This window comes from Nonomuraea sp. NPDC003707 (assembly GCF_053587055.1).
In genome coordinates, this window is record NZ_JBSFNK010000007.1 from 94,080 (window position 1) to 113,023 (window position 18,944).

An 18,944-nucleotide genomic window follows, 5' to 3' on the forward strand; every position below is an offset into this window, starting at 1 on the left:
GGTGTGAGACCCGAGGGCCGCGCGGACGCGGCGACGGCCGTGATCAGCTGGGCCGGTTGCCCGTCGGAATCACGATCTTGGTCTGCGCCCCCTTGGTGAGGTAGTACGTGGTCCACTTCTTGACCGCCTCGTCGAGGAGCCAGGCGGCGGCGGGCACCAGCGGCAGCCCGATCAGACCCTCCCGGAACTGCACCAGCAGCGGCCAGGCGGTCTTGACCACCGGGTCCCACAGCGGCTCGCGTCGGATGCCGTTCCAGTCGGCCACCTGGTTGCCGGTGAGGTACCTGGAGAACGCGTTGACGAGAGGCTTGTCGACGCCGCCGGGGCTGGTCAGCTCCGCGAGCATGTCCCGCAGGATGGCGTTGAGTTCCACCCCCTCGGTGGTCGGTCCCATGTTCCTGGGCAGGACCAGGTCCGACTGGGTGTAGGAGGTGTCCCAGGTGGCGGGGAGGAACTCGTCCCTGATGCCGAGCATGTGCCCCAGCATCTGCACCGAGTGCAGGTACCCCGCGGCTTCGGTGGAGGAGATGCGCACCTTCCACTCCCGCATCCCGCGCATGGAGTAGGTCGCCAGGGTGTGCCACGTGACGAGCATGTCCTCCTGGCTGATCGGGATAGGGCCGGACCAGTGGGGAGACGACTTCAGCAGGTGCCGCACCGCCGCGTGCACCAGCCGGGTCTTCACGGCCTCGACCACGGCCGTGCCGCCGGCACCCCAGGCGTTCTGGGGTCTGACCGCGTACGCCAGGATGTTCGTCTTGGCGATCCGGTCCTTCAGATCCGCACCACCCGCGGAGTAATAGACGGCGCGTGCCTCCTTGGGGATGGCGGTGGCCAGCATCCCGGCGCCGACGATGGTGAGGACGACGATGTAGTTCCCCTTGAGCGCGTGGAACCGCGCCCCGGCATCCAGCAGGGCGGGGTCGGCCCACGACGGCAGCTGACGCGCCTGCTCGATGAAGGCCCGCAGATCCTCCGGCAGTCCCGCGGGCAGGGGCTGGTCGTTGCGGTTCCAGTCGTACAGCAGCCGGTTGACCTCGGGTATGACGCCGCGGTCGAACAGTGAGGCGAGGAGCGGATCGGCCACGTCGTCCCACACCCATCGGGGGTCGGCGCCGCTGCCGGAGCCCGCGATCGAACCACTGGCCGGCCAGGTCCAGTCGCCGGCCAGGGAGTCCGCCTGGGCCGGGGAGATCATCCCTAACGCGCCGAGCGCTCCCATGGCGGTGCCCGAGATCAGCACCTTGCGCCTGCTCAACTCTGCCATGCTCTGCACTCCTTCGAGGTGGGGGGTTCCGCTCCGGGCATGCAAGAAATGGATGATACTGAGAAACAAATCATGAGTCTGTGTATCATCATCAGAGCACAGTGTGACGAGCATCACAAGAGCCGCGTTTGAGGCAGAATCCCTACAGGAGGTGATCGTGGAATCGGTGCTGTCCGGATTCATGGCGCTGTCGGACTCGGATTCGCTGCTCCAGCGCGCCTATGTCGATGCCGTCGAGCGCGTCGACGACAGCGACGAGCTACGGACGCGCATCCTTGACGCGGCGTACGAGCAGTTCTGCCGGATGGGCATCAGGCGCTCCACCATGGAGGACGTCGCCCGGCTGGCGAAGGTGTCGCGGATCACGGTCTACCGGCGGTTCGACACAAAGGACACGCTGATCGAACACGTGGTGCGCCGGGAGTTCCGCCGCTATTTCGACCAGTTCCTCATCGACATCGAACAAGCCGGCACCGCTGCCGACAGGGTGGTGCTGGGCTTCGTGAGCTCATTGCGGGCAATTCGCGGCAACCCGCTGATCGGCGGACTCATCGCCACGGAACCGGACCTGCTCGTCCCCTCTATGACGGCTGACGGGGGGCAGACCCTCGCCACCGTGCGGCATTTCGTCGCCGGCCAGCTCCGCAGCGAGCAACGCGCGGGAAACGTGTCGAGCGGCCTCGACGTCGACCTCGTGGCCGAGATGATGGTGCGGATCTCCACCTCTTTCCTGACGATCCCCAGCGCCGTCATCAACCTGGATGACGACGAGCAACTGGCCGCGGTGGCCCGGCGGTTCCTCGTACCCATGCTGGAGCCATCAGCCTGAGCTTCAGTCCCGCGCCGGCTTCGACGCGACGGCGGGTCCGCCGCGGCTGAACGGCCCGCCCGTCGGGCATCTGCCGGAAACATTCGCAGGGTTGAGGTCGTCGTGTCGATCGGGCAGGGGGTCGTTCGTGTAAAGGGCAGGAAAGCCGGGCTGCGGTCGGTGCAGTCGGGCGAAGTGAGGAGGCGTCATGTCCAAGCCGAAGGTTCTGCTTACGGGCCTGGGGATTCCCGAGTCGCCGCGGTGGCACGAGGACCGGCTGTGGTTCTGCAACTGGATCGACAGGGAAGTCGTGGTCGTCGACCTTGACGGCAAGTCAGAGGTCGCCTCCGTACGGGGCCCGGTGCCGATGGGGTACTCCATCGACTGGCTGCCCGACGGGAGGCTGCTGATGACCGGGGACAAGTTGCGCCGTCAGGAGCCGGACGGGTCGACGGTCACCGTCGCCGAACAGGGTGGCAACGAGATCGTCGTGGACGGGCGCGGCAACATCTACATCAACGGGGCGGACTTCGACTTCGCCGGTGGCGGCGCGCCCAAGCCCGGCTACATCAAGCTCGTCACGCCAGACGGCGAACTGCGCCAGGTCGCCGGCGACATCCAGTTTCCCAACGGCATGGTCATCACGCCCGACGGCCGGACGCTGATCGTTTCCGAGTCGTTCGCCGGGCGGCTCACCGCGTTCGACATCGATGCGGACGGAGGGCTGTCCAACCGCCGGATCTTCGCCGACGGCGTCGCCCCGGACGGCATCTGCCTGGACGCCGAAGGCGCGGTATGGGTCTCCACCGGCGGGTCCTCGATCGCCCGCGTCGCCGAGGGCGGCCACATCCTCGAGCGCATCGAACTGCCGGAGGAGCGGGCACCGTTCGCGTTGATGCTCGGCGGTCCGGACCGGCGTACGTTGTTCGTCCTGACCGCCGAGTGGCGCCAGTCCGATGGCGTCACGGACAATCTCCAGCGGCTGACCACCGGACCTCGTACCGGACAGCTCCTGACCTTCTCCGTTTCTGTGCCTGGTGCCGGCAGGCCCTGATCAAGATCACGGCACGGCCCTAAGCAGCCGAGTCCGGACGGGAGGTAGCTACTGTCTCGCCGGACTCCGATCCTCGCTCAAGGTGCTCTCCCGGCGTCAGAAGCGACACCGCCTGCGTTTCCCGCTTTACCGATCATCCCAGCAGGTGCCACGGCAGGACGATCGGCGAGGCCGGGAGGTCCCCGACCGCGAGCCGCGCCACCAGCGGGCCGAGATCCCGGGGCACGACCTCCTCTCCATCCGGGGGCGGCCCGGCCAGCTCGGCCTGGGTCCACCAGTGGAAGCGGTCGGTCACCGCCCGCTCCTCCTCATCCATGCCGGAGGTATCCACGTCCAGCCCATTCACACGCAGCAGAAAGTAGAAGTCGCGGGAGAAGAAGCGCCGCCTGCCCCCGGACCACGGGCCCTCACTCGTCGCCACCACCGGGCCGAGTGCTTCCGGGGCCACGACATGCCCGAGTTCCTCTCGCAGTTCCCTGGCGGCGGCCTGCTGCGCGCTCTCGCCAGGATCCACGCCTCCTCCCGGCGTGAACCAGGCGTAGCGTAGGCCCTCTACCTGCAGAAACCTGCCCCGGTAGAGCAGGGTCCGGCCGGCAGGGTCGATCAGCAGAACCCGGGCTGACGCCCGAGAGATCACTTCGCTCATCGTGTCATCTCCACACGGATGTTCAGGATGGTGATATGAGGGAGAGAGAAGACCCCGGTCAGGGTGGGGATCAGCGCATTGCGCTCATGGCGCGTTCGATCTTCTCGCTCGGGTACGGCGTTGTCCTGCGGGTGCCGTACAGGTCCCAGTAGAAGTCGTTCATGGCCGCCGCCACGGGTGCGTACCGGCAGATCACTGCGGCTACAGCCGGCGGGGCACCAGCGGGGTCCGTGCCGTCCGCGCACGCGCGGATGTATTCGTTGCGTTGCGCCGGTATGCCGTTCGGCGGCACCTTCACCCCGCAGATATTGGTGACGAGCCAGTTGACCAGCCGCATCAGCGCGTAACCGATGTCGTGGGTACGGTTGCGCTCCAGAAACTCGATCTCCTGCGCGGACAGGTCGAACCGAGGGGAGGTCGCCAGCCCGAGGTCGGCGATGTACAGGCGTTCACCGTCGGTGAGGATGTTGCCGAAGTGGCCGTCGAAGTGCATCAACTCCTGGCCGTTCATGAAGGCCACGTCGGTGCGCAGGCACGACTCGACCATGGCGCTTGCCGCTATCGCGGCGTCCTGGCCGGCGGTGAGCTGAGCGGCGAGCCAGTTGTCGAGGTTGTAGGGGACGAACTCCTGGAACAGCACGATGCCGGCCGAGGCCCGGGCAACGGCGTGAAGACGATCCCGTACCGCCGGCGATCCTTCCCAGTACCGCACGACCGCGTCGACGTCGGCGTGCTCGTCGATGGGTGGCGGCGCACCCGGCAGCACCCGCCAGTGATACAGCAGCGGGAAGGCCGCAGTGCGCCCGGCCAGGACCCAGTTGGTCGTCATGGCGTTGGCCGCGAGTTCACGCCACGCACCGAAGCTCGGCCCACCGATCCCGTACTGGCAGAACGGAGGCAGCCCGAACAGGTTCGCGGTGGACATCACGTTGCCCGCGCGGCGCTCCAGGTCGGTCAGCGGGATTCGCTTGGCGAAGACCGGCACGCCGTCGATGTCCAGCAGCACCGAGGTGCCGCCGATCCCCGAGCCCAGAGTCTGCGCCTGCTCCAGTGACTCGCCGAGTTGCCGGTCACTGTGCAACGCCAACGCGCTCGCGACCTCGCTGTATCTACTGACACGCTCACCGTGAGACATGTCCAGCCGTGTGTCTTGCAGGTCCAATGGCAGGCACCCTTCGTGATCAACTTCGCCTGTCAGACGCTATACCCGTCGGGATGGGCCTTCTGGGTTCATTCCGCGGTGATCTTGAGTGGCCGGGGATCCGCTTGAGTTTCTGGTACGTCTTCGGGCCGTCACCAGGCGGACGGGTTGACCTTCACGTATGGGTCAACCCCTACCGTCGTCGGCATGGACACACCTTCGAAAAGCACGACATTCTCCCGCACCGGACTGGAGGTCCGGCTTGTCGCACGCCCGGAGGGCCTGCCCGATCCCGGCGACTTCGAGATCGCCGAGGTCGCTGTCCCTGATCCCGCAGTGGGTCAGGTACTGGTCCGCAATCTGTTCATGTCGCTCGAGCCCGGCATGCTCATGTTGATCGCGGGGATCTCTGGTCTGCCGATGCCCCGCTATGAGATCGGTGAGGTGATGTACGGAGCCGCCATCGGTGAGGTGGTGGCCTCTGCCGACCCGTCACTTGGTGCAGGCGACCTGGTGATGCATCGGTTCGGCTGGCGCGAGTACGCCGTGGGGCAGGCCGGGCTGTTCCGCCGCGTTGACCGCAACGCCTACTCGACGCCTTCCACCTACCTTGGCTCCGGGCTGGTCGCGTATGTCGGGCTCATGGATGCCGCGGAGCTACGGCCCGGCGACACCGTCTTCGTCTCCAGCGCGGCTGGAGCGACTGGAAGCATGGCCGGTCAGATCGCCCGGCTCAAGGGGGCGTCCCGGGTGATCGGCAGCGCCGGATCAATCGAGAAGGTTGCCCATCTGACCGGCAAACTCGGGTTCGATGCGGCCTTCGACCATCACGACGGCCCGATCGTGGACAGGCTGCGCGAGGCCGCCCCCGAAGGCATCGACGTCTACTTCGACAACGTGGGCGGCGAACAGTTGCATGCCGCGATCGAGGTCATGAACCCGCATGGCCGCATCGCGCTGTGCGGAGCCCTCAACCGGCAGGGCAAGAGCCGTCCTGGCGACGGGCCGGGCGACCTGCTCAGTGTGATCGGCAAGCGCCTCACCATGCGCGGCTTCACCACGAGCGATCATCTTGACCGTGCTCCGGAGTTCGACACACAGTTCCGTACCTGGCTGAGCGAAGGCGCGATCGTCTACGACGAGACGTTGATCGACGGGCTCGCGAACGCGCCGCAGGCCCTCCTCGATCTCGTGAAGGGCGCATACACCGGGAAGACGGTGGTCCGGCTCGGGACTTGACCTTGACGTGTACGTGAAGCCGTGCGGGTGGACTCGGAGGTGCCTGTGATGCTCATCGGTGAACTGGCCGCGGAGGCCGGAACCACGACCCGTGCCCTGCGCTACTACGAGGAGCAGGGCCTGCTGGAGTGCGGCCGTACGACCGCGGGACATCGCGTGTACGAGCCCAGTGCGACCCTCCGCGTCCGCAACATTCGTGAGCTGCTGGCCTGCGGGTTCACCGTCGAAGATGTGAAGTCGTTGCTGGACCATCTCGACGCTGAGCTGCCCGAGGCGTTCTGCCCTGCGCCACCGTGCGCCGCCAGTAACGCCGTCGCCGCGCAGCGGGTGGCTGAGCTGGAGAAGCGCATCGCCACTCTCACCCGGCTGCGCGACAGCCTTGTCCACCGCATGCCCTGGCTGGTGGCACCTGGCGACACCGCAGACGGGCGGGTCACCTGATGACGAGGTGCCGCGGACTTTCCGGCAGGGCGAGCACACCATCCAACGCGCCGCGCACCACACCCACGACGCGCGGCGGACCAGGCCCACCGCGGCCGCCGTCGGCGAGTCCCCCGTGGCGGTGGGGCCGCTGGCCAGTGGGACGAGTGGATCGTCATCGCGATCATCGGTTCTGTGTCGGGGGAGGGGAGCTTTGCCATCGAGGTGCCGATCACCTGCGGTCGGAGGGTTCCGATGTGGGGAGGAGCCGGGCGAGGGCCTGGCGGGCGCGCTTTTCCTCGCCTGGGTTGTTCAGCTCCACGGCCAGGTCGAGGGCGGCAGTGTGCAGGCGTACGGCCTGGCCGGGGTCGCCCGTGGCCGCCGCGACCTCGGCCAGGTTGTTGAGTGCCTTGGCCTCGCCTCGCCGGTAGCCGAAGCGCCGATACAGCTCCAACGCCTGCTCGTGATGGTCACGGGCCTCCGCGTGGCGGCCCAGCCGGGTGCAGGCCACCCCGAGATTGTCCAGGGCGTCGGCCTCACCGCCTCGGCTGTCGATCTCCCGGGACAGCGCCAGCGCCTGGCGATGCAGGTCGGCCGCGCGTGCGTACTGGCCCAGCCGCTCGTGGACGATGCCGAGGTAGTCCAGCGTCACGGCCTCGCCGAACCGGTCGCCGATCTCGCGGAACAGCTCGAGGGCGCGCAGGTTCGCCTCCCTGGCCCGCTCGTGCTCGCCTTCGTCCGTACTCACCTGGCCTATGCCGACCAGCGCCCGAGCCTGACCTCGCAGATCCTCTGATGTACGGCAGGCGGCCAGGGCTCGTTGGAAATGGTCACGGGCGACGTCATGGCTGCCCTGCACCTGGTGCACCCAGCCGAGATCGGTCAGTGCCCGCCCTTCACCGGTCGGATCCTCGCGGCGGCGGGCGGCCTGCAGTGCCTTGCCGTACAGAGCGAGCGCATCGTCGTGGTGGGCGTGGTCGTAGAGGTAGCGGTACAGCGTGGTGGCCAGCAGGCCGGTGTGCGTCAGGTCGCGATCGGCGGCCAGGACGAGGTTGGCCCGTTCGGCGTCCAGCCAGGCCAGTGCCTGCGGCGCGTCCTGGAGGGGGACCGGCGGCGGCGCGGTTCGCTCGATGCGCGGTCGCCGGTGGGCGCTGTCGGGGTAGAGCACGTCCATGGCGGCCGACGCCGTGGACAGCTGGTGGCCGAGCAGCCGGGTCAGCGCCGCCTGCCCGACATGCGGCGGCTCCTGCTCGGCGGCGAGCTGCGCGGCGTAGTGGCGGAGCAGGTCGTGGAAGGTGTAGCGGCCGAAGGCGCGCTGCTGGAGCATGTGCGCATCCAGCAGGTCCTCCAGCAGGTCCTCGGTGCGTTCCACCGGGAGATCGGCGAGCGCGGCGGCCGCGTGGGGTTCGATGTCGCGGCCGGGATGCGGCCCGAGCAGGCGGAAGAGCCGCTGCTGGTCAGCGGTGAGCTGCCGGTACGACAGGGTGAACGCGGCCGCCACGCCGCGTTCCGACCTGGCCAGCTCGGTGAGCCTGCGGCGCTCGTCCCGCAGGCGTTCGGCGAGGTGGGCGACGCTCCAGCGGGGGCGGTGCCGCAGGCGGGTGGCGGCGATCCGTACGGCCAGCGGCAGGAACCCGCACAGCAGCAGGACCTCCGCGACCGCCTCGGGTTCGGCGGCCGCGCGCTCGCCCACGATGCCGGTGAAGAGCGCGACGGAGTCGGGCAGGGGCAGCACGTCCATGGACAGGGTTCGCGCGCCGTCCAGGTCGGTGAGCCGCTGGCGGCTGGTGATGAGCACCAGGCTGTTCGAGGCCCCGGGCAGCAGGGGGCGGATCTGGGCGGTGTCGGCGGCGTTGTCCAGGACCAGCAGCACGTGGCGGCCGGCCAGCTCGGCCCGCCACAGGGCGGCCCGTTCCGTCATGGACGCGGGGATGCGCTCGGTCGCCACCCCGAGCTGCCGCAGCAGCGCCTCCAGTGCTTCCGCGGGCCCGAGCGGGCGCTGGCCCGCCGTGTGGGCGTGCAGGTCGATGAAGAGCTGACCGTCGGGGTAGCGGTCGGCGAGCCGGTGCGCGGCGTGGACGGCCAGCGCGGTCTTGCCGATGCCGGCCATGCCGTCGATGGCGGCGATCGTCACCGCTTGGGAGGCGCCCTCGCACAGCTCCACCAACTGGACGGAACGTCCGGCGAAGTCGGCGATGTCGTACGGAAGGAACGCCGCCACCGGCCTGGGCATCACGGGCCCGACCACCACGGGCCTGGTCGCGGTGGCGGACGTGGCGGGCTCCGTGGGCCGGATGCCGGTAGCCGCGGTGATCTCTGCGGGCCGGATGTCGGCGGACGTGGCGGGCTCTGCGGGCCGGATGGCGGTGGCCGTGGCGGGCGTCGCGGGGTGGGTGACGGCAGACGCGGGTGGGTCACCGCGTAGGACGGTCTCCTCCACAGCCAGGAAGGCGCGGCCCGGATCAAGTCCCTGCTCCTCGGCCAGCCTGCGGCGGTAGTCACGGCCGACGGCGAGCGCGTCCGCCTGACGCCCGGCGCGGTGCAGGGCCAGCATCAGCTGTCCGGCAAGCCGTTCCCGTAAGGGATGCGCGGCCAGCTCGGTGGCCAGCAGGTCGATGAGCTCCGCGTGCCTTCCGGCGGCGAGCTCCAGCTCCGCCAGCCGCTCGATCGCGGCCAGCCGCTGGTCCTCCAGCCGGGCCCTGGCGCCCTCGGCGAAATAGGCCTGGACGTCGGCGAAGGCGGGCCCGCGCCACAGGGCAAGCGCTTCCCGCAGCGTCCGCACGGCCGCGCCCGGCCCGGCCTCCGCCTCCGCCTCCGCCTCCGCCACGAGCCTGGCGAACTCCCGCAGGTCGAGCTGCCCCGGCCCCGGGTTGATCACGTATCCCGCCGGCCGGGTCTGCACCAGGTGGACCGCGTCCGCGGCGCGCAGCGTACGGCGGATCGCGGTCAACGCGGCGTGCACCTGCGCACGGGCCGTGTCCGGCGGCGTCGGCCCCCACATCGCGTCGATCAGCCGCTCGACGCTCAGCACGACGCCGGCATGCAGCAGCAGGTAGCCCAGGAACGCGCGGTGACGCGGGGCCAGGGCGGGAAGCGATCGGTCACCGGCTGACACCTCGACCGGGCCGAGGATCGTCAGCCGCACATCCACCCGCGAATCATACATTTGCCCCTTTGGTAACAGAGGCCCCCATAGGCGATGCATTGACATCGCATCGCGATCGTATGGATCGCCCTCCCCATGCTGGTCACATCAGCCGATCACCACGCATGAGGAGGCTCCCATGCAGGCACGCATGAAGAACCCCGCCCTCGTCCTCCCCGGCGCCATGAAGGCGCTCCTGGACCTCGGAAAGGTCGCCGACCAAGCCGGGCTGCCCAAGGTCACCGTGGACCTGGTGCTGCTCAGAGCCAGCCAGATCAACGGCTGCAGCGTCTGCGTCGACATGCACGCCAAGGACCTGCGCAAGGCGGGCGAGAGCGACGAGAGGCTGTTCGCCGTGGCGGCGTGGCGCGAGGCGCCGTACTTCACCGACGCCGAGCGCGCCGCACTGGCACTGGCCGAGCAGGTCACCCGGCTCGCCGATGGCGGCCAGGTCGGCGACGAGCTGTGGGACGAGGTCGCCGACCTCTACTCCGAGACCGAGCTCGCCGCGCTGATCATGACGATCTCCACCGTCAACCTGTGGAACCGCCTGAACGCCTCCACCCGGCAGATCGCGGGTGCGGCATGGTAGCGGTCGCGCTCGTCACGGGCGCGAACAAGGGCATCGGCGCCGAGATCGCCCGCCAGCTCGCCGACGCGGGAGTCACCGCGATCATCGGCGCCCGTGACGAGGAGCGGGGGCGCGCCGCGGCCGAACGGCTCGGCCTGCCGTACGTACGGCTCGACGTCACCGACGCGGCCTGCGTCCGAGCCGCGGCACAGTGGATCGAGCAGGAGTACGGCAAGCTCGACATCCTGGTCAACAACGCCGGGATCACCTTCGACGACGGGCCGCCCAGCCAGGCCACCACCGCGCAGGCCCGCCAGGTCTACGAGACGAACGTGTTCGGCGTCATCGAGGTCACCAACGCGATGCTGCCGCTGCTGCGCCGCTCACCCGCGGGACGCATCGTGAACGTCTCCAGCGAACGCGGCTCGATCGGGCGCACCCTGGACCAGGCCCATCCGCTGTGGCCGATGCTCAATCTCGTCTACTGCTCCTCCAAGGCCGCCCTCAACATGATCACCGTGTCCTACGCCAAGGAGCTGTGGGACACCCCGATCAAGGTCAACGCGGTCGACCCGGGCTGGGTCAAGACCGACATCAACCACAACGAAGGCATCAAGACCCCTGAAGAGGGCGCCGCCCCGATCGTGGCCATGGCGCTGCTGGACGCCGACGGCCCCACCGCCGCCTTCGTCCGGCACGAAGGCCCTCTTCCCTGGTAGCCCCGGGTGATCCCGTAAGGAGACGACAGCTATGGATCTACGTCATGCGGTCCGGGGGCGTGTGCTGCTTCCCGGCGAGGACGGGTTCGACGAAGCGGCCCGCCCGTGGGCGGTGGGCGTCCACCAGCCGGTGTCCGCCGTCGTCGAGGCCGAGGACGCGGCGGATGTGGCGGCGCTGGTACGGTACGCCCGCGAAGCCGGGCTGACGGTCACCGCCCAGCCATCGGGCCACGGCGCCTCGGGCGACGCGCAGGGTGTGATCCTGCTGCGCACCGGCCGCCTGGACCGGGTGGAGGTCGACGCGCGGGCGCGCGTCGCCCGGGTCGGCGCCGGAGTGCGGTGGGGCCGGTTGCTGGCCGAGACCGGCAGGTACGGCCTCACCGGGCCGGCCGGCAGCAGCCCGGCCGTGACGGTCGCCGGGTTCGTCGCCGGTGGCGGCGTCTCGTGGTTCGGCCGCATGTACGGCTGGGCCGCCGACTCGGTGCGCGCCTTCGAGATCGTCGACGCCGACGGCGAGCAGGTACGGGTCACCGGCGACTCCGACGCCGACCTCTTCTGGGCGCTGCGCGGCGGCGGCGGCGACTACGCGCTGGTCACCTCTATCGAGCTGGCGCTGTACCCGGCGCCCAGCGTGTACGGCGGGCGCATCACCTGGCCGGCCGCCCGCGCCGGTGCGGTGTTCGACGCCTTCCGCCGGATCACCGCGGACGCGCCACGCGAGCTGTCGGTGTGGATCAACCGGATGGCGCCGCCGCCGCCCGCGCCGCCGCTGGTCACCGTGGACGTGACCTACCTCGGCGGCGACGCCGAGGCCAAGGCGCTGCTGGCCGCCTTCGACGAGATCGGCGGCAGCCTCTCCGACAGCCGCGGCTCCATGGACATCGCCGACCTGGGCACGATCGCGGCCGAGCCGGTCGAGCCCAGCCCCATGCTGGCCCGCACCGAACTTCTGACCGACCTGCCGGTGCAGGCCCTCGCGGAGGCCGAACTCGCACCCTTGCTGAACCTGCAGGTCCGGCATCTCGGCGGGGCGCTGGCCGAGGCCGATCCCGCCGGCGGCGCGGGTGGCGCGCTGGCGGAGCCGTACATGCTCTACCTGCTCGGCCTGCGGCTGCCTCACCTGGCCGATGCGGTACGGGCCAGGCAGGCGGCCCTGGTCGAGGCGCTGGGCCAGGCGGTCAGCGGCCGCAAGCCGTACACCTTCCTCGCGCCGGCGGACGACGCCGCCCAAGCCTTCCCCGCCGACACCCTGGCCCGGCTGCGCGAGATCAAGCGCCGGCGCGATCCCTACGGCGTCTTCCGCGCCAACTTCCCCGTCCTGGACTGAAAAGAGCACCAACATGCTGAAAATCGCGACTGCCGCCGCGCTGGTGGCCGCCCTGGCGGCGGCACCGGCACCCGCCGACGCGGCGACCGGCAGGTGGGCGGCGGCCTGGGCGACCGGCGTCCAGCAGCCGTCGGCCGACGTCTGGTATCCCACCTGGGCGGAGAAGGGCTTCGCCGACCACTCCGTACGGCAGGCGGTCCGGGTCACCGCCGGCGGCTCGGCGGTCCGGATCCGGCTCTCCAACGCCTACGGCACCACCCCGCTCCGGCTCACCGGCGCCAGCGTGGGCAAGGCCGGCGCGGGCGCCGCCGTACAGGCGGGCACGCTCCGCCCGCTGACCTTCGCGCACGCCGCCTCCGTCGCCGTCCCCACCGGCGGGCAGGCCGCCAGCGATCCCGTCCGGCTCGCGGTCGAGCCGGGAGAGCGGCTGACCGTGACGCTGTACTTCCAGGGCGCCACAGGACCGGCCACGTACCACAACCTGGCCATGGCCACCTCCTACCGGGCCTCCGGCGACCACACTGGCGACCTCGGCGCGGCCGCCTTCGGCGAGACCAACAGCTCCTGGTTCTACCTGTCCGGAGTGGACGTGTACGGCGGCGAGGCCCCGGTGGCGACCTTCGGCGACTCCATCACCGACGGATACGCCGCCACCCAGGACGCCGACGACCGCTACCCGGACGCGCTGGCCCGCAGGCTGAACGGCCGGCGGCCGGTGCTCAACCTCGGCATCGCCGGCAACCGCCTGCTCAACGACTCGGCATGCCTGGGCGAGCGCGGGCTGACGCGCTTCCGCTGGGACGTTCTGGGCCAGCCTCGCGTCAAGACCGTGATCGTGCTGGAAGGCATCAACGACATCCTCCTGGGCATGCAGGACCCCACCCCCTGCACCACCCCCGCGGTCAAGGTCAGCGCCGCCGACCTGATCGACGGCTACCGGCGGCTCATCCGCACCGCCCACGCGCGAGGCGTCCGGATCATCGGCGGCACCCTCCTGCCGGCCGGTCTCCCCGGCGAGGCCGAGGCCGTCCGCGACGCGGTCAACGCGTGGATCCGGACCGGCGGCGAATTCGACGCGGTCGTCGACTTCGAACGCGCGGTCGCCGACCCCGCCGACCCCGATCGGATCCGGCCGGCCTTCGACAGCGGAGACCACCTCCACCCGAACCCCGCCGGCTACCGGGCCATGGCCGACGCCGTCGACCTGCACACCCTGTGAGGGCTGATCAGCGCCGGGGATAATGCGCCTTGGCGTAGTCGTCCCGCGCCTTTTCGCACGCCTCGACCTCCGCCCCCGGTCGGCAGTCGATGTAGACGGCCGTCACCGGCCGGCACATGTCGCTGCCCGAGCCGATGCTGTGCGCGTGCCGGCAGCTCTGGTACTGGATGTCGCCTTCGATGCAGAAGCGACGAGCGATCGTCGCGCCGTTGACGCTCCGCGTCTGGCAGGCGCGGTAGACCGGGGCGGCATCGGCGCAGATCTTCCCGCCGCCCCGATAGAGGCAGGCGGCATACCTCGCGGATCTGTCGCACCGGAGCGTCGACCTGCCCAGGAACCGGCAGTACCGGTAGGCCTCCCCGACAGGGTCCGCGGCCTCGGCGCACGTGTTCGGCAACGGCCGGATCACGTCGGCACGGCGGCAGTCGGCCAGGAAAGCCTGCTGGTCGTGGTGGAGGGCATCGCTGTCGCGGCACCGGCGGCCGGCGAAGCCGGACGCCGCGCAGCGCTCGTACTTCGCCTCTTCCTTCTCGCATCTCTTCTCATCGGGGGCGTCCTCGCAGGATTCCACCAGCTCCGGGTCCTTGGTCTCCCGTGCGCTCGCGACCACGGGCGCCACCGTGGTCCGGGATCCGCGTTCCGGGCTCACCTCGTCCGTGCCGTGACTGAGATATACGGAAGCCGCGGCCACCGCTATTACCGCGAGGACGCTGTATAAGCGGGCCCGCCTGCGACGGCTTTCGACTGTCATCGTCACGCTTTTTTCCGGATAGCCCGCTCGATTCCCTTGCAGATCATGCCATAAACGTTGCAGCGAGACCGAGCTCCTGATTTCGGGCGGCCGAAAACAGGAGCTGGTAAACGGAAATAGCCTAGGGGCGATCCCGAACATAAGGTGGACGCCTGCCATTCCGCGCGCGAAAGGGTGACGATGATCGAGACATTGTTCGATGAGGACTATTTCCGTGACCCGCATCCCGTATTCGCGCGGCTCCGCGAAGGGCGCCCCGTCTATCGCACCGCGACCCCGCAGGGCGTACGGGTCTGGGTGGTGAGCCGGTACGAGGACGTCAAGGCGGCCTGCACCGACCCGCGCCTCAGCAAGGACTTCACGAACAACCCGGACATGATCAAGTCGAACGAGCTGGAGGGCGGCGACAGCAGCGGCTACGAGGCCGTGGTGCCCCACAACATGCTCTTCGTCGACCCGCCCGACCACGCCCGCCTGCGGCGGCTGGTGGGCAAGGTGTTCACGGCGGGCCGCGTCCAGGCGTTGCGGCCCCGTGTCGAGCAGATCAGCGCGAGCCTCCTGGACAAGGTGGGCCCGGAGTTCGACCTGCTCCACGACTACGCCGTGCCCCTGCCCGCCATGGTGATCGGGGAGCTGCTCGGCATCCCCGAGAACGACTGGCCGCAGCTCATCAAGTGGTCCAACACCACCATCGAGGGCGCCGTACTGGATCCGCAGGTGGTCGTGCGGGCCGCCACCGAGTTCATCACCTACCTCGGCGAGCTCTGCGAGGCCAGGCGGGCCGCGCCGGCCGATGACCTGTTCAGCGCGATGGTGCAGGCCCAGGACGAGGAGGGCGCGCTGAGCGGGCGGGAGCTCGTCGACACCGCCTTCCTGCTCACGGTCGCCGGCCACGAGACGACCGTGCACCTGATCTGCAACGGGGCGCTCGCGCTCCTGCGCCACCCCGACCAGCTCGCCAAGCTCCGCGCGGACCCCGGGCTGCTGCCGGCGGCGGTCGAGGAGTTCCTCCGTTACGACGGGCCGGTCAGCACGTCCACCCTCAGGTTCACCAAGGAGCCGGTCACCATCGGCGGCACGGAGATCCCGGCGGGACAGCTCGTGCTGGTGTCCTTCCTGTCGGCCAACCGGGACGCGGCGCAGTTCGCCGACGCCGATCGCCTCGACGTCACCCGCGCTCCGGGCCAGCACGTCGCGTTCGGCCACGGCATCCACTACTGCCTCGGCGCCCCGCTGGCCAGGACCGAAGGCGCGGTGGCCTTCCGCCACCTGCTGGAGCGTTTCCCCGGCCTGCGGCTCGCCGTCCCCGAGGAGCGGCTGGCCTGGCGTCCGGGGCTGCTCATGCACGGCCTGGCCGGCCTCCCCGTACGGAGCTCATGAGGCGCGGTGAAGCACGCCGAATTCGACGCTTGTGTCCGGGTCGTGAATCATGGAGGGCCGAGTGGCTGAAAGGTGCTGTGCATGCGTTACCGTCTGCTGGGCCGGACCGGGCTCAGGGTCTCCGAGCTGTTCCTCGGCGCGATGACCTACCGCGAGGTGTCGCCGGAGGCGCGGCGCATCCTCGACCTGTACGCCGAGTCCGGCGGCAACGTCGTCGACACGGCCTCCATGTACGGCGAGAGCGAGAACGTCGTCGGCGAGCTGCTCCAAGGACGCCGTGACCGTTTCGTCCTGGCCACCAAGTACACCGGCAGCCGCGACCGCACCGACCCCAACGCCGCCGGCAACCACCGCAAGAACCTCGTGCTGTCGCTGGAGCAGAGCCTGCGCCGGCTGCGTACCGACTACGTCGACCTCTTCTGGGTGCACGTCTGGGACCGGCACACCCCGATCGAGGAGACGATGCGCGCGCTGGACGACGCCGTCCGCGCCGGGAAGATCCTTTACGCCGGCATCTCGGACGCCCCGGCCTGGCTGGCCAGCCGGGCCAACACGCTGGCGGAGTGGCGCGGGTGGACGCCGTTCGCGGGGTTGCAGGTGCCGTACAGCCTGCTGCGGCGGGACGCCGAGCGGGAGCTGCTGCCGATGGCGCAGGCGTACGGGATGAGCGTGACGGCGTGGGGGACCCTCGAGCGCGGCGTGCTGTCGGGCAGGTACAACGAGCCCGGCGCGCAGGCCTCCCGCGTGTCGCCCGACTCCCTGAGCGAGCGGGACCGGACCGCGGCGCGCGCGGTCGTCGAGGTGGCCGGCGAGCTGGGTGTCACGGCCTCGCAGGTGGCGCTGGCCTGGGTGCTCGGGCGTGGGGTGCATCCGATCGTCGGGGCGAGCAGCGTGGAGCAGCTCAAGGACAACCTGGGGGCCTCGGGGCTCGTGCTGCCTGAGGAGGCGGTGCGGCGGCTGGAGTCGGCGGTGGAGTTCGAGCTCGGCTTCCCGCGTGACTTCGTCGAGGAGGTGGATCGGAGCCCGGCCATCTACGGCGATGCCGTCCACCTGCTGGACGGCCGCTGACCGCCAGGCCCCCATGGCTCAGGGCGTCGGGGTGACGGTGGGGAGCAGGGTGCGAGCCAGGCGGTAGGCCTGGGTGAGGTCGTCGCCGCGGTAGTCCAGAGCGGCGAGGTCGGCGAGGTGGTGGTCGGCGTTGACGGCGACGGTGTGCGGCAGGTGGCGGAACAGCGGCGCGTCCGACATCGAGTCGCCGTAGGCCAGGCACTGCTCGCGGCCGAGCCCGAGCCGGGCGCGGGTGCTGTCGGCGATGCGGACCTTGTCGGCGGGCGTCAGGACGCCGCCGGGGTCCAGGGGCGCGGTGAAGGGCAGGGGCGGGAAACTGGAGGCGGCGACCTCGTCGAAGCCGAGCTCCAGCAGGTGGCGGGCGAAGAAGTCCGGGGCCATGGTGATGACCAGGGAGTGTTCGCCGCGGGCCCGGATGTCGGCGCAGACCTCGGCGATGCCGCCGAGCCAGGGGGCGGCGGCGTAGGCGGTGGCCACGACCTGGGGGGTGAGGTCGGCCCAGAGGCCGGGGAGGGCGGCGGAGAAGCCCCGGGTGTCGAGCTCGCCGGCGGCGAAGCGGGCCTCCATCTCGAGGAGCCGCGGCGTGGTGCCGGTGTGGCGGGCGATCTCGAGGCTGGCGGTGGAACCGGCCAGGAGGGTGCCGTCCATGTCGAAGATATGCAGGATGCCCATGGTTGTCCGATTATGTCAGGGCACCCCGCTCCAGCCTGGAGACGTGCTCCCAGTCCCACAGGTCGGTGCTCGTCAGGTGGTGCACCTGGCGGTGCCACGGGCTGGGCCGGCCGTGCGTGTCCCACGCCGGGTCGTCCGGCACGCCCCGGATGAAGGTCACGAACATGTGGTGGGAGCCGTCGTGCCAGACCACGTCCGGGCCCCAGAACGTGTTGATCCCGCGCTCGACCGGCAGCGCGAGCGTCCCCCGGTAGAGCCGGCTCCGGCCGCCGTCGGCCGAGCTCGCCACGCCCACCTGGCTGCCGTGGCAGCGGCCGATCCGCGGCGATGTCGGAGCCGAGCACTCCGAGCTTGTCGTTGGTCCACGCCGCGGCGCTCTTGACCTGGGCCAGCGCGGCCAGCAGCGCAGGGTACTCGCGCAGGGTCTCGCCGCCGAGGCGGAAGTTCTCGCCGGCCCGGGCCGTGTGGATGCCATAGAGGACGTCGGCGGACAGCGTGAGCGGCCCCAGAAGATCATGCTCCACCCGCGTGGAGAACTCCGGCCGATCCACAGCATCACCCCTCACTTGAAAGGTTGCCTGGTAAGTTGCCAGCCAGACTTTCTTGCCAAATCGGGTGTGTCAAGAGAGGGAAATGTAAATTACGTCGTACATGTCCTGTCGGACGTGCCGGAAACCTGTCAGGCAACCTGACTTCACGCCGCCGCACGCGGGCACGACGAAGACCCGCCTGTCGCTACAGGCGGGTCTTCGTCGTGCGGACGCGGGTCAGCCGTCGGTGGCGGCGGCCCCCAGGATCTCGTTGCGGTAGGTCAGGAGGTGTCGGCGCCACACCTCCGCCGCCTCGGCGGCATTGCCCTCCCGGATGTGCCTGATGACCGTGCGCGACTCCTCGACGTGGCCGTCGCGGGCACTGGCCTCGGCCAGCGCGCGGCGTCGCAGCTCCTGCCACAACGGCCCCGCGACATGCCGCAGCGCCTCTTCGAGGGCCTGTTCGAGCAGGGGGTTGCGGGCGGCGCGGGCGATGGCCCGGTGCACGGGCAGGTCGCTCGCGTAGGCGCCGGTCTCGGCGTACTCGGTCTCCAGCTTGGCCAGCGTGGCCTCGAGCAGCTCCAGGTCCTCCGGGTGGCGCTTCTCCGCGGCCAGCGCGGCCAGGGCGGGCTCGATCGCGAGCCTGGCCTCGAACACCTGCGGCGGCAGCACCTCCACGCCCCAGGTCGCCACGGTGGCCGCGGTGCCGGTGATCACCGTGCCCCTGCCCTTGTGGGACTTGGCCAGCCCGGCGAGCTCCAGGGCGGCGAGCGCCTCCCGGATGGTGGGCCTGCTCACCGCGAAGTTCTGCGCCAGCTCGCGCTCGGAAGGCAGCTTGTCACCGGGTTTGAGCTGCTCGTCGCGGATCGCCGCGACGAGCTGGTCGGCGACTTGGACGGCCGCGCTCCTCTTGACCACCGGAGTCACCGAGAACCCCGCGCTGCCACTTGTCACTACTCGATGCTCCTCTTTTGTGACCATTTGTGC

Annotated in this window: 18 protein-coding genes; 10 read left to right on the top strand and 8 right to left on the bottom strand. The window is 70.2% G+C overall.

The genetic code is table 11. The features are described from left to right. Positions 1 to 43: 43 nt before the first annotated feature. Positions 44 to 1,267, bottom strand: a complete 1,224-nt coding sequence (locus ACWDRB_RS20070) for an oxygenase MpaB family protein (protein ID WP_350726923.1) — start codon at positions 1,265 to 1,267, stop codon at positions 44 to 46. A gap of 181 nt (positions 1,268 to 1,448) precedes the next feature. Here ACWDRB_RS20070 and ACWDRB_RS20075 point away from each other — a divergent pair, with 181 nt between their 5' ends. Together ACWDRB_RS20075 and ACWDRB_RS20080 are read left to right on the top strand one after the other, a co-directional pair. Further along, the gene (locus tag ACWDRB_RS20075) at positions 1,449 to 2,096 is read left to right on the top strand and encodes a TetR/AcrR family transcriptional regulator (protein ID WP_449896288.1); all 648 of its coding nucleotides are present in this window, start codon (positions 1,449 to 1,451) and stop codon (positions 2,094 to 2,096) included. A gap of 187 nt (positions 2,097 to 2,283) precedes the next feature. Beyond that, a complete protein-coding gene (locus tag ACWDRB_RS20080) occupies positions 2,284 to 3,129 on the top strand; it encodes an SMP-30/gluconolactonase/LRE family protein (protein ID WP_449895761.1) in 846 nt (281 codons plus the stop codon). 133 nt (positions 3,130 to 3,262) lie between these two features. Here ACWDRB_RS20080 and ACWDRB_RS20085 read toward each other — a convergent pair whose 3' ends face one another. Together ACWDRB_RS20085 and ACWDRB_RS20090 are read right to left on the bottom strand one after the other, a co-directional pair. Beyond that, a complete protein-coding gene (locus tag ACWDRB_RS20085; protein WP_449895763.1) occupies positions 3,263 to 3,775 on the bottom strand; it encodes an NUDIX hydrolase in 513 nt (170 codons plus the stop codon). A 70-nt stretch (positions 3,776 to 3,845) separates the two neighbouring features. Continuing rightward, positions 3,846 to 4,937, bottom strand: a complete 1,092-nt coding sequence (locus ACWDRB_RS20090; RefSeq protein WP_449895765.1) for a serine/threonine protein phosphatase — start codon at positions 4,935 to 4,937, stop codon at positions 3,846 to 3,848. 186 nt (positions 4,938 to 5,123) lie between these two features. Here ACWDRB_RS20090 and ACWDRB_RS20095 point away from each other — a divergent pair, with 186 nt between their 5' ends. Together ACWDRB_RS20095 and ACWDRB_RS20100 are read left to right on the top strand one after the other, a co-directional pair. Next, a complete protein-coding gene (locus ACWDRB_RS20095; RefSeq protein WP_449895767.1) occupies positions 5,124 to 6,155 on the top strand; it encodes an NADP-dependent oxidoreductase in 1,032 nt (343 codons plus the stop codon). 48 nt (positions 6,156 to 6,203) lie between these two features. After that, positions 6,204 to 6,596: a MerR family transcriptional regulator gene (locus ACWDRB_RS20100; protein WP_449895769.1), complete on the top strand. Its 393-nt coding sequence runs from the start codon at positions 6,204 to 6,206 to the stop codon at positions 6,594 to 6,596. 211 nt (positions 6,597 to 6,807) lie between these two features. On the opposite strand, the gene ACWDRB_RS20105 is transcribed toward ACWDRB_RS20100, so the two are convergent. Continuing rightward, on the bottom strand, positions 6,808 to 9,726 hold the full coding sequence (locus ACWDRB_RS20105) for an AfsR/SARP family transcriptional regulator (RefSeq protein ID WP_449895771.1): 2,919 nt from the start codon (positions 9,724 to 9,726) through the stop codon (positions 6,808 to 6,810). A gap of 133 nt (positions 9,727 to 9,859) precedes the next feature. On the opposite strand from ACWDRB_RS20105, the gene ACWDRB_RS20110 reads away from it, so the two are divergent. Genes ACWDRB_RS20110 through ACWDRB_RS20125 form a run of 4 tightly spaced genes read left to right on the top strand, consistent with a single transcriptional unit; the run spans position 9,860 to position 13,556 of the window. After that, a complete protein-coding gene (locus tag ACWDRB_RS20110; protein ID WP_449895773.1) occupies positions 9,860 to 10,312 on the top strand; it encodes a carboxymuconolactone decarboxylase family protein in 453 nt (150 codons plus the stop codon). Further along, positions 10,306 to 11,010: an SDR family oxidoreductase gene (locus tag ACWDRB_RS20115; protein WP_449895775.1), complete on the top strand. Its 705-nt coding sequence runs from the start codon at positions 10,306 to 10,308 to the stop codon at positions 11,008 to 11,010. Before ACWDRB_RS20110 ends, ACWDRB_RS20115 begins: the two co-directional genes overlap by 7 nt. Positions 11,011 to 11,041: 31 nt before the next feature. Further along, positions 11,042 to 12,337: an FAD-binding oxidoreductase gene (locus ACWDRB_RS20120; protein ID WP_449895777.1), complete on the top strand. Its 1,296-nt coding sequence runs from the start codon at positions 11,042 to 11,044 to the stop codon at positions 12,335 to 12,337. A 13-nt stretch (positions 12,338 to 12,350) separates the two neighbouring features. Continuing rightward, positions 12,351 to 13,556, top strand: a complete 1,206-nt coding sequence (locus ACWDRB_RS20125) for an SGNH/GDSL hydrolase family protein (RefSeq protein WP_449895779.1) — start codon at positions 12,351 to 12,353, stop codon at positions 13,554 to 13,556. Between the two features lie 7 nt (positions 13,557 to 13,563). Here the strand turns inward: ACWDRB_RS20125 and ACWDRB_RS20130 are convergent, their stop codons facing one another. Next, entirely contained in the window at positions 13,564 to 14,166 is a 603-nt protein-coding gene (locus ACWDRB_RS20130) for a hypothetical protein (protein ID WP_449895781.1), read from the bottom strand. A gap of 321 nt (positions 14,167 to 14,487) precedes the next feature. On the opposite strand from ACWDRB_RS20130, the gene ACWDRB_RS20135 reads away from it, so the two are divergent. After that, on the top strand, positions 14,488 to 15,687 hold the full coding sequence (locus tag ACWDRB_RS20135; RefSeq protein ID WP_449895783.1) for a cytochrome P450 family protein: 1,200 nt from the start codon (positions 14,488 to 14,490) through the stop codon (positions 15,685 to 15,687). 81 nt (positions 15,688 to 15,768) lie between these two features. Continuing rightward, positions 15,769 to 16,755, top strand: coding sequence for an aldo/keto reductase (locus ACWDRB_RS20140; protein ID WP_449895785.1), 987 nt, complete (start codon positions 15,769 to 15,771; stop codon positions 16,753 to 16,755). 18 nt (positions 16,756 to 16,773) lie between these two features. Here ACWDRB_RS20140 and ACWDRB_RS20145 read toward each other — a convergent pair whose 3' ends face one another. The 3 genes from ACWDRB_RS20145 to ACWDRB_RS20155 form a co-directional block, all read right to left on the bottom strand. Continuing rightward, a complete protein-coding gene (locus tag ACWDRB_RS20145) occupies positions 16,774 to 17,427 on the bottom strand; it encodes an HAD family hydrolase (protein ID WP_449895787.1) in 654 nt (217 codons plus the stop codon). A gap of 10 nt (positions 17,428 to 17,437) precedes the next feature. Continuing rightward, complete coding sequence (locus ACWDRB_RS20150) at positions 17,438 to 17,716, bottom strand: hypothetical protein (protein WP_449895789.1); 279 nt, start codon at positions 17,714 to 17,716, stop codon at positions 17,438 to 17,440. Between the two features lie 478 nt (positions 17,717 to 18,194). Beyond that, positions 18,195 to 18,911, bottom strand: a complete 717-nt coding sequence (locus ACWDRB_RS20155) for a FadR/GntR family transcriptional regulator (RefSeq protein WP_449895791.1) — start codon at positions 18,909 to 18,911, stop codon at positions 18,195 to 18,197. Between the last annotated feature and the right edge of the window lie 33 nt (positions 18,912 to 18,944).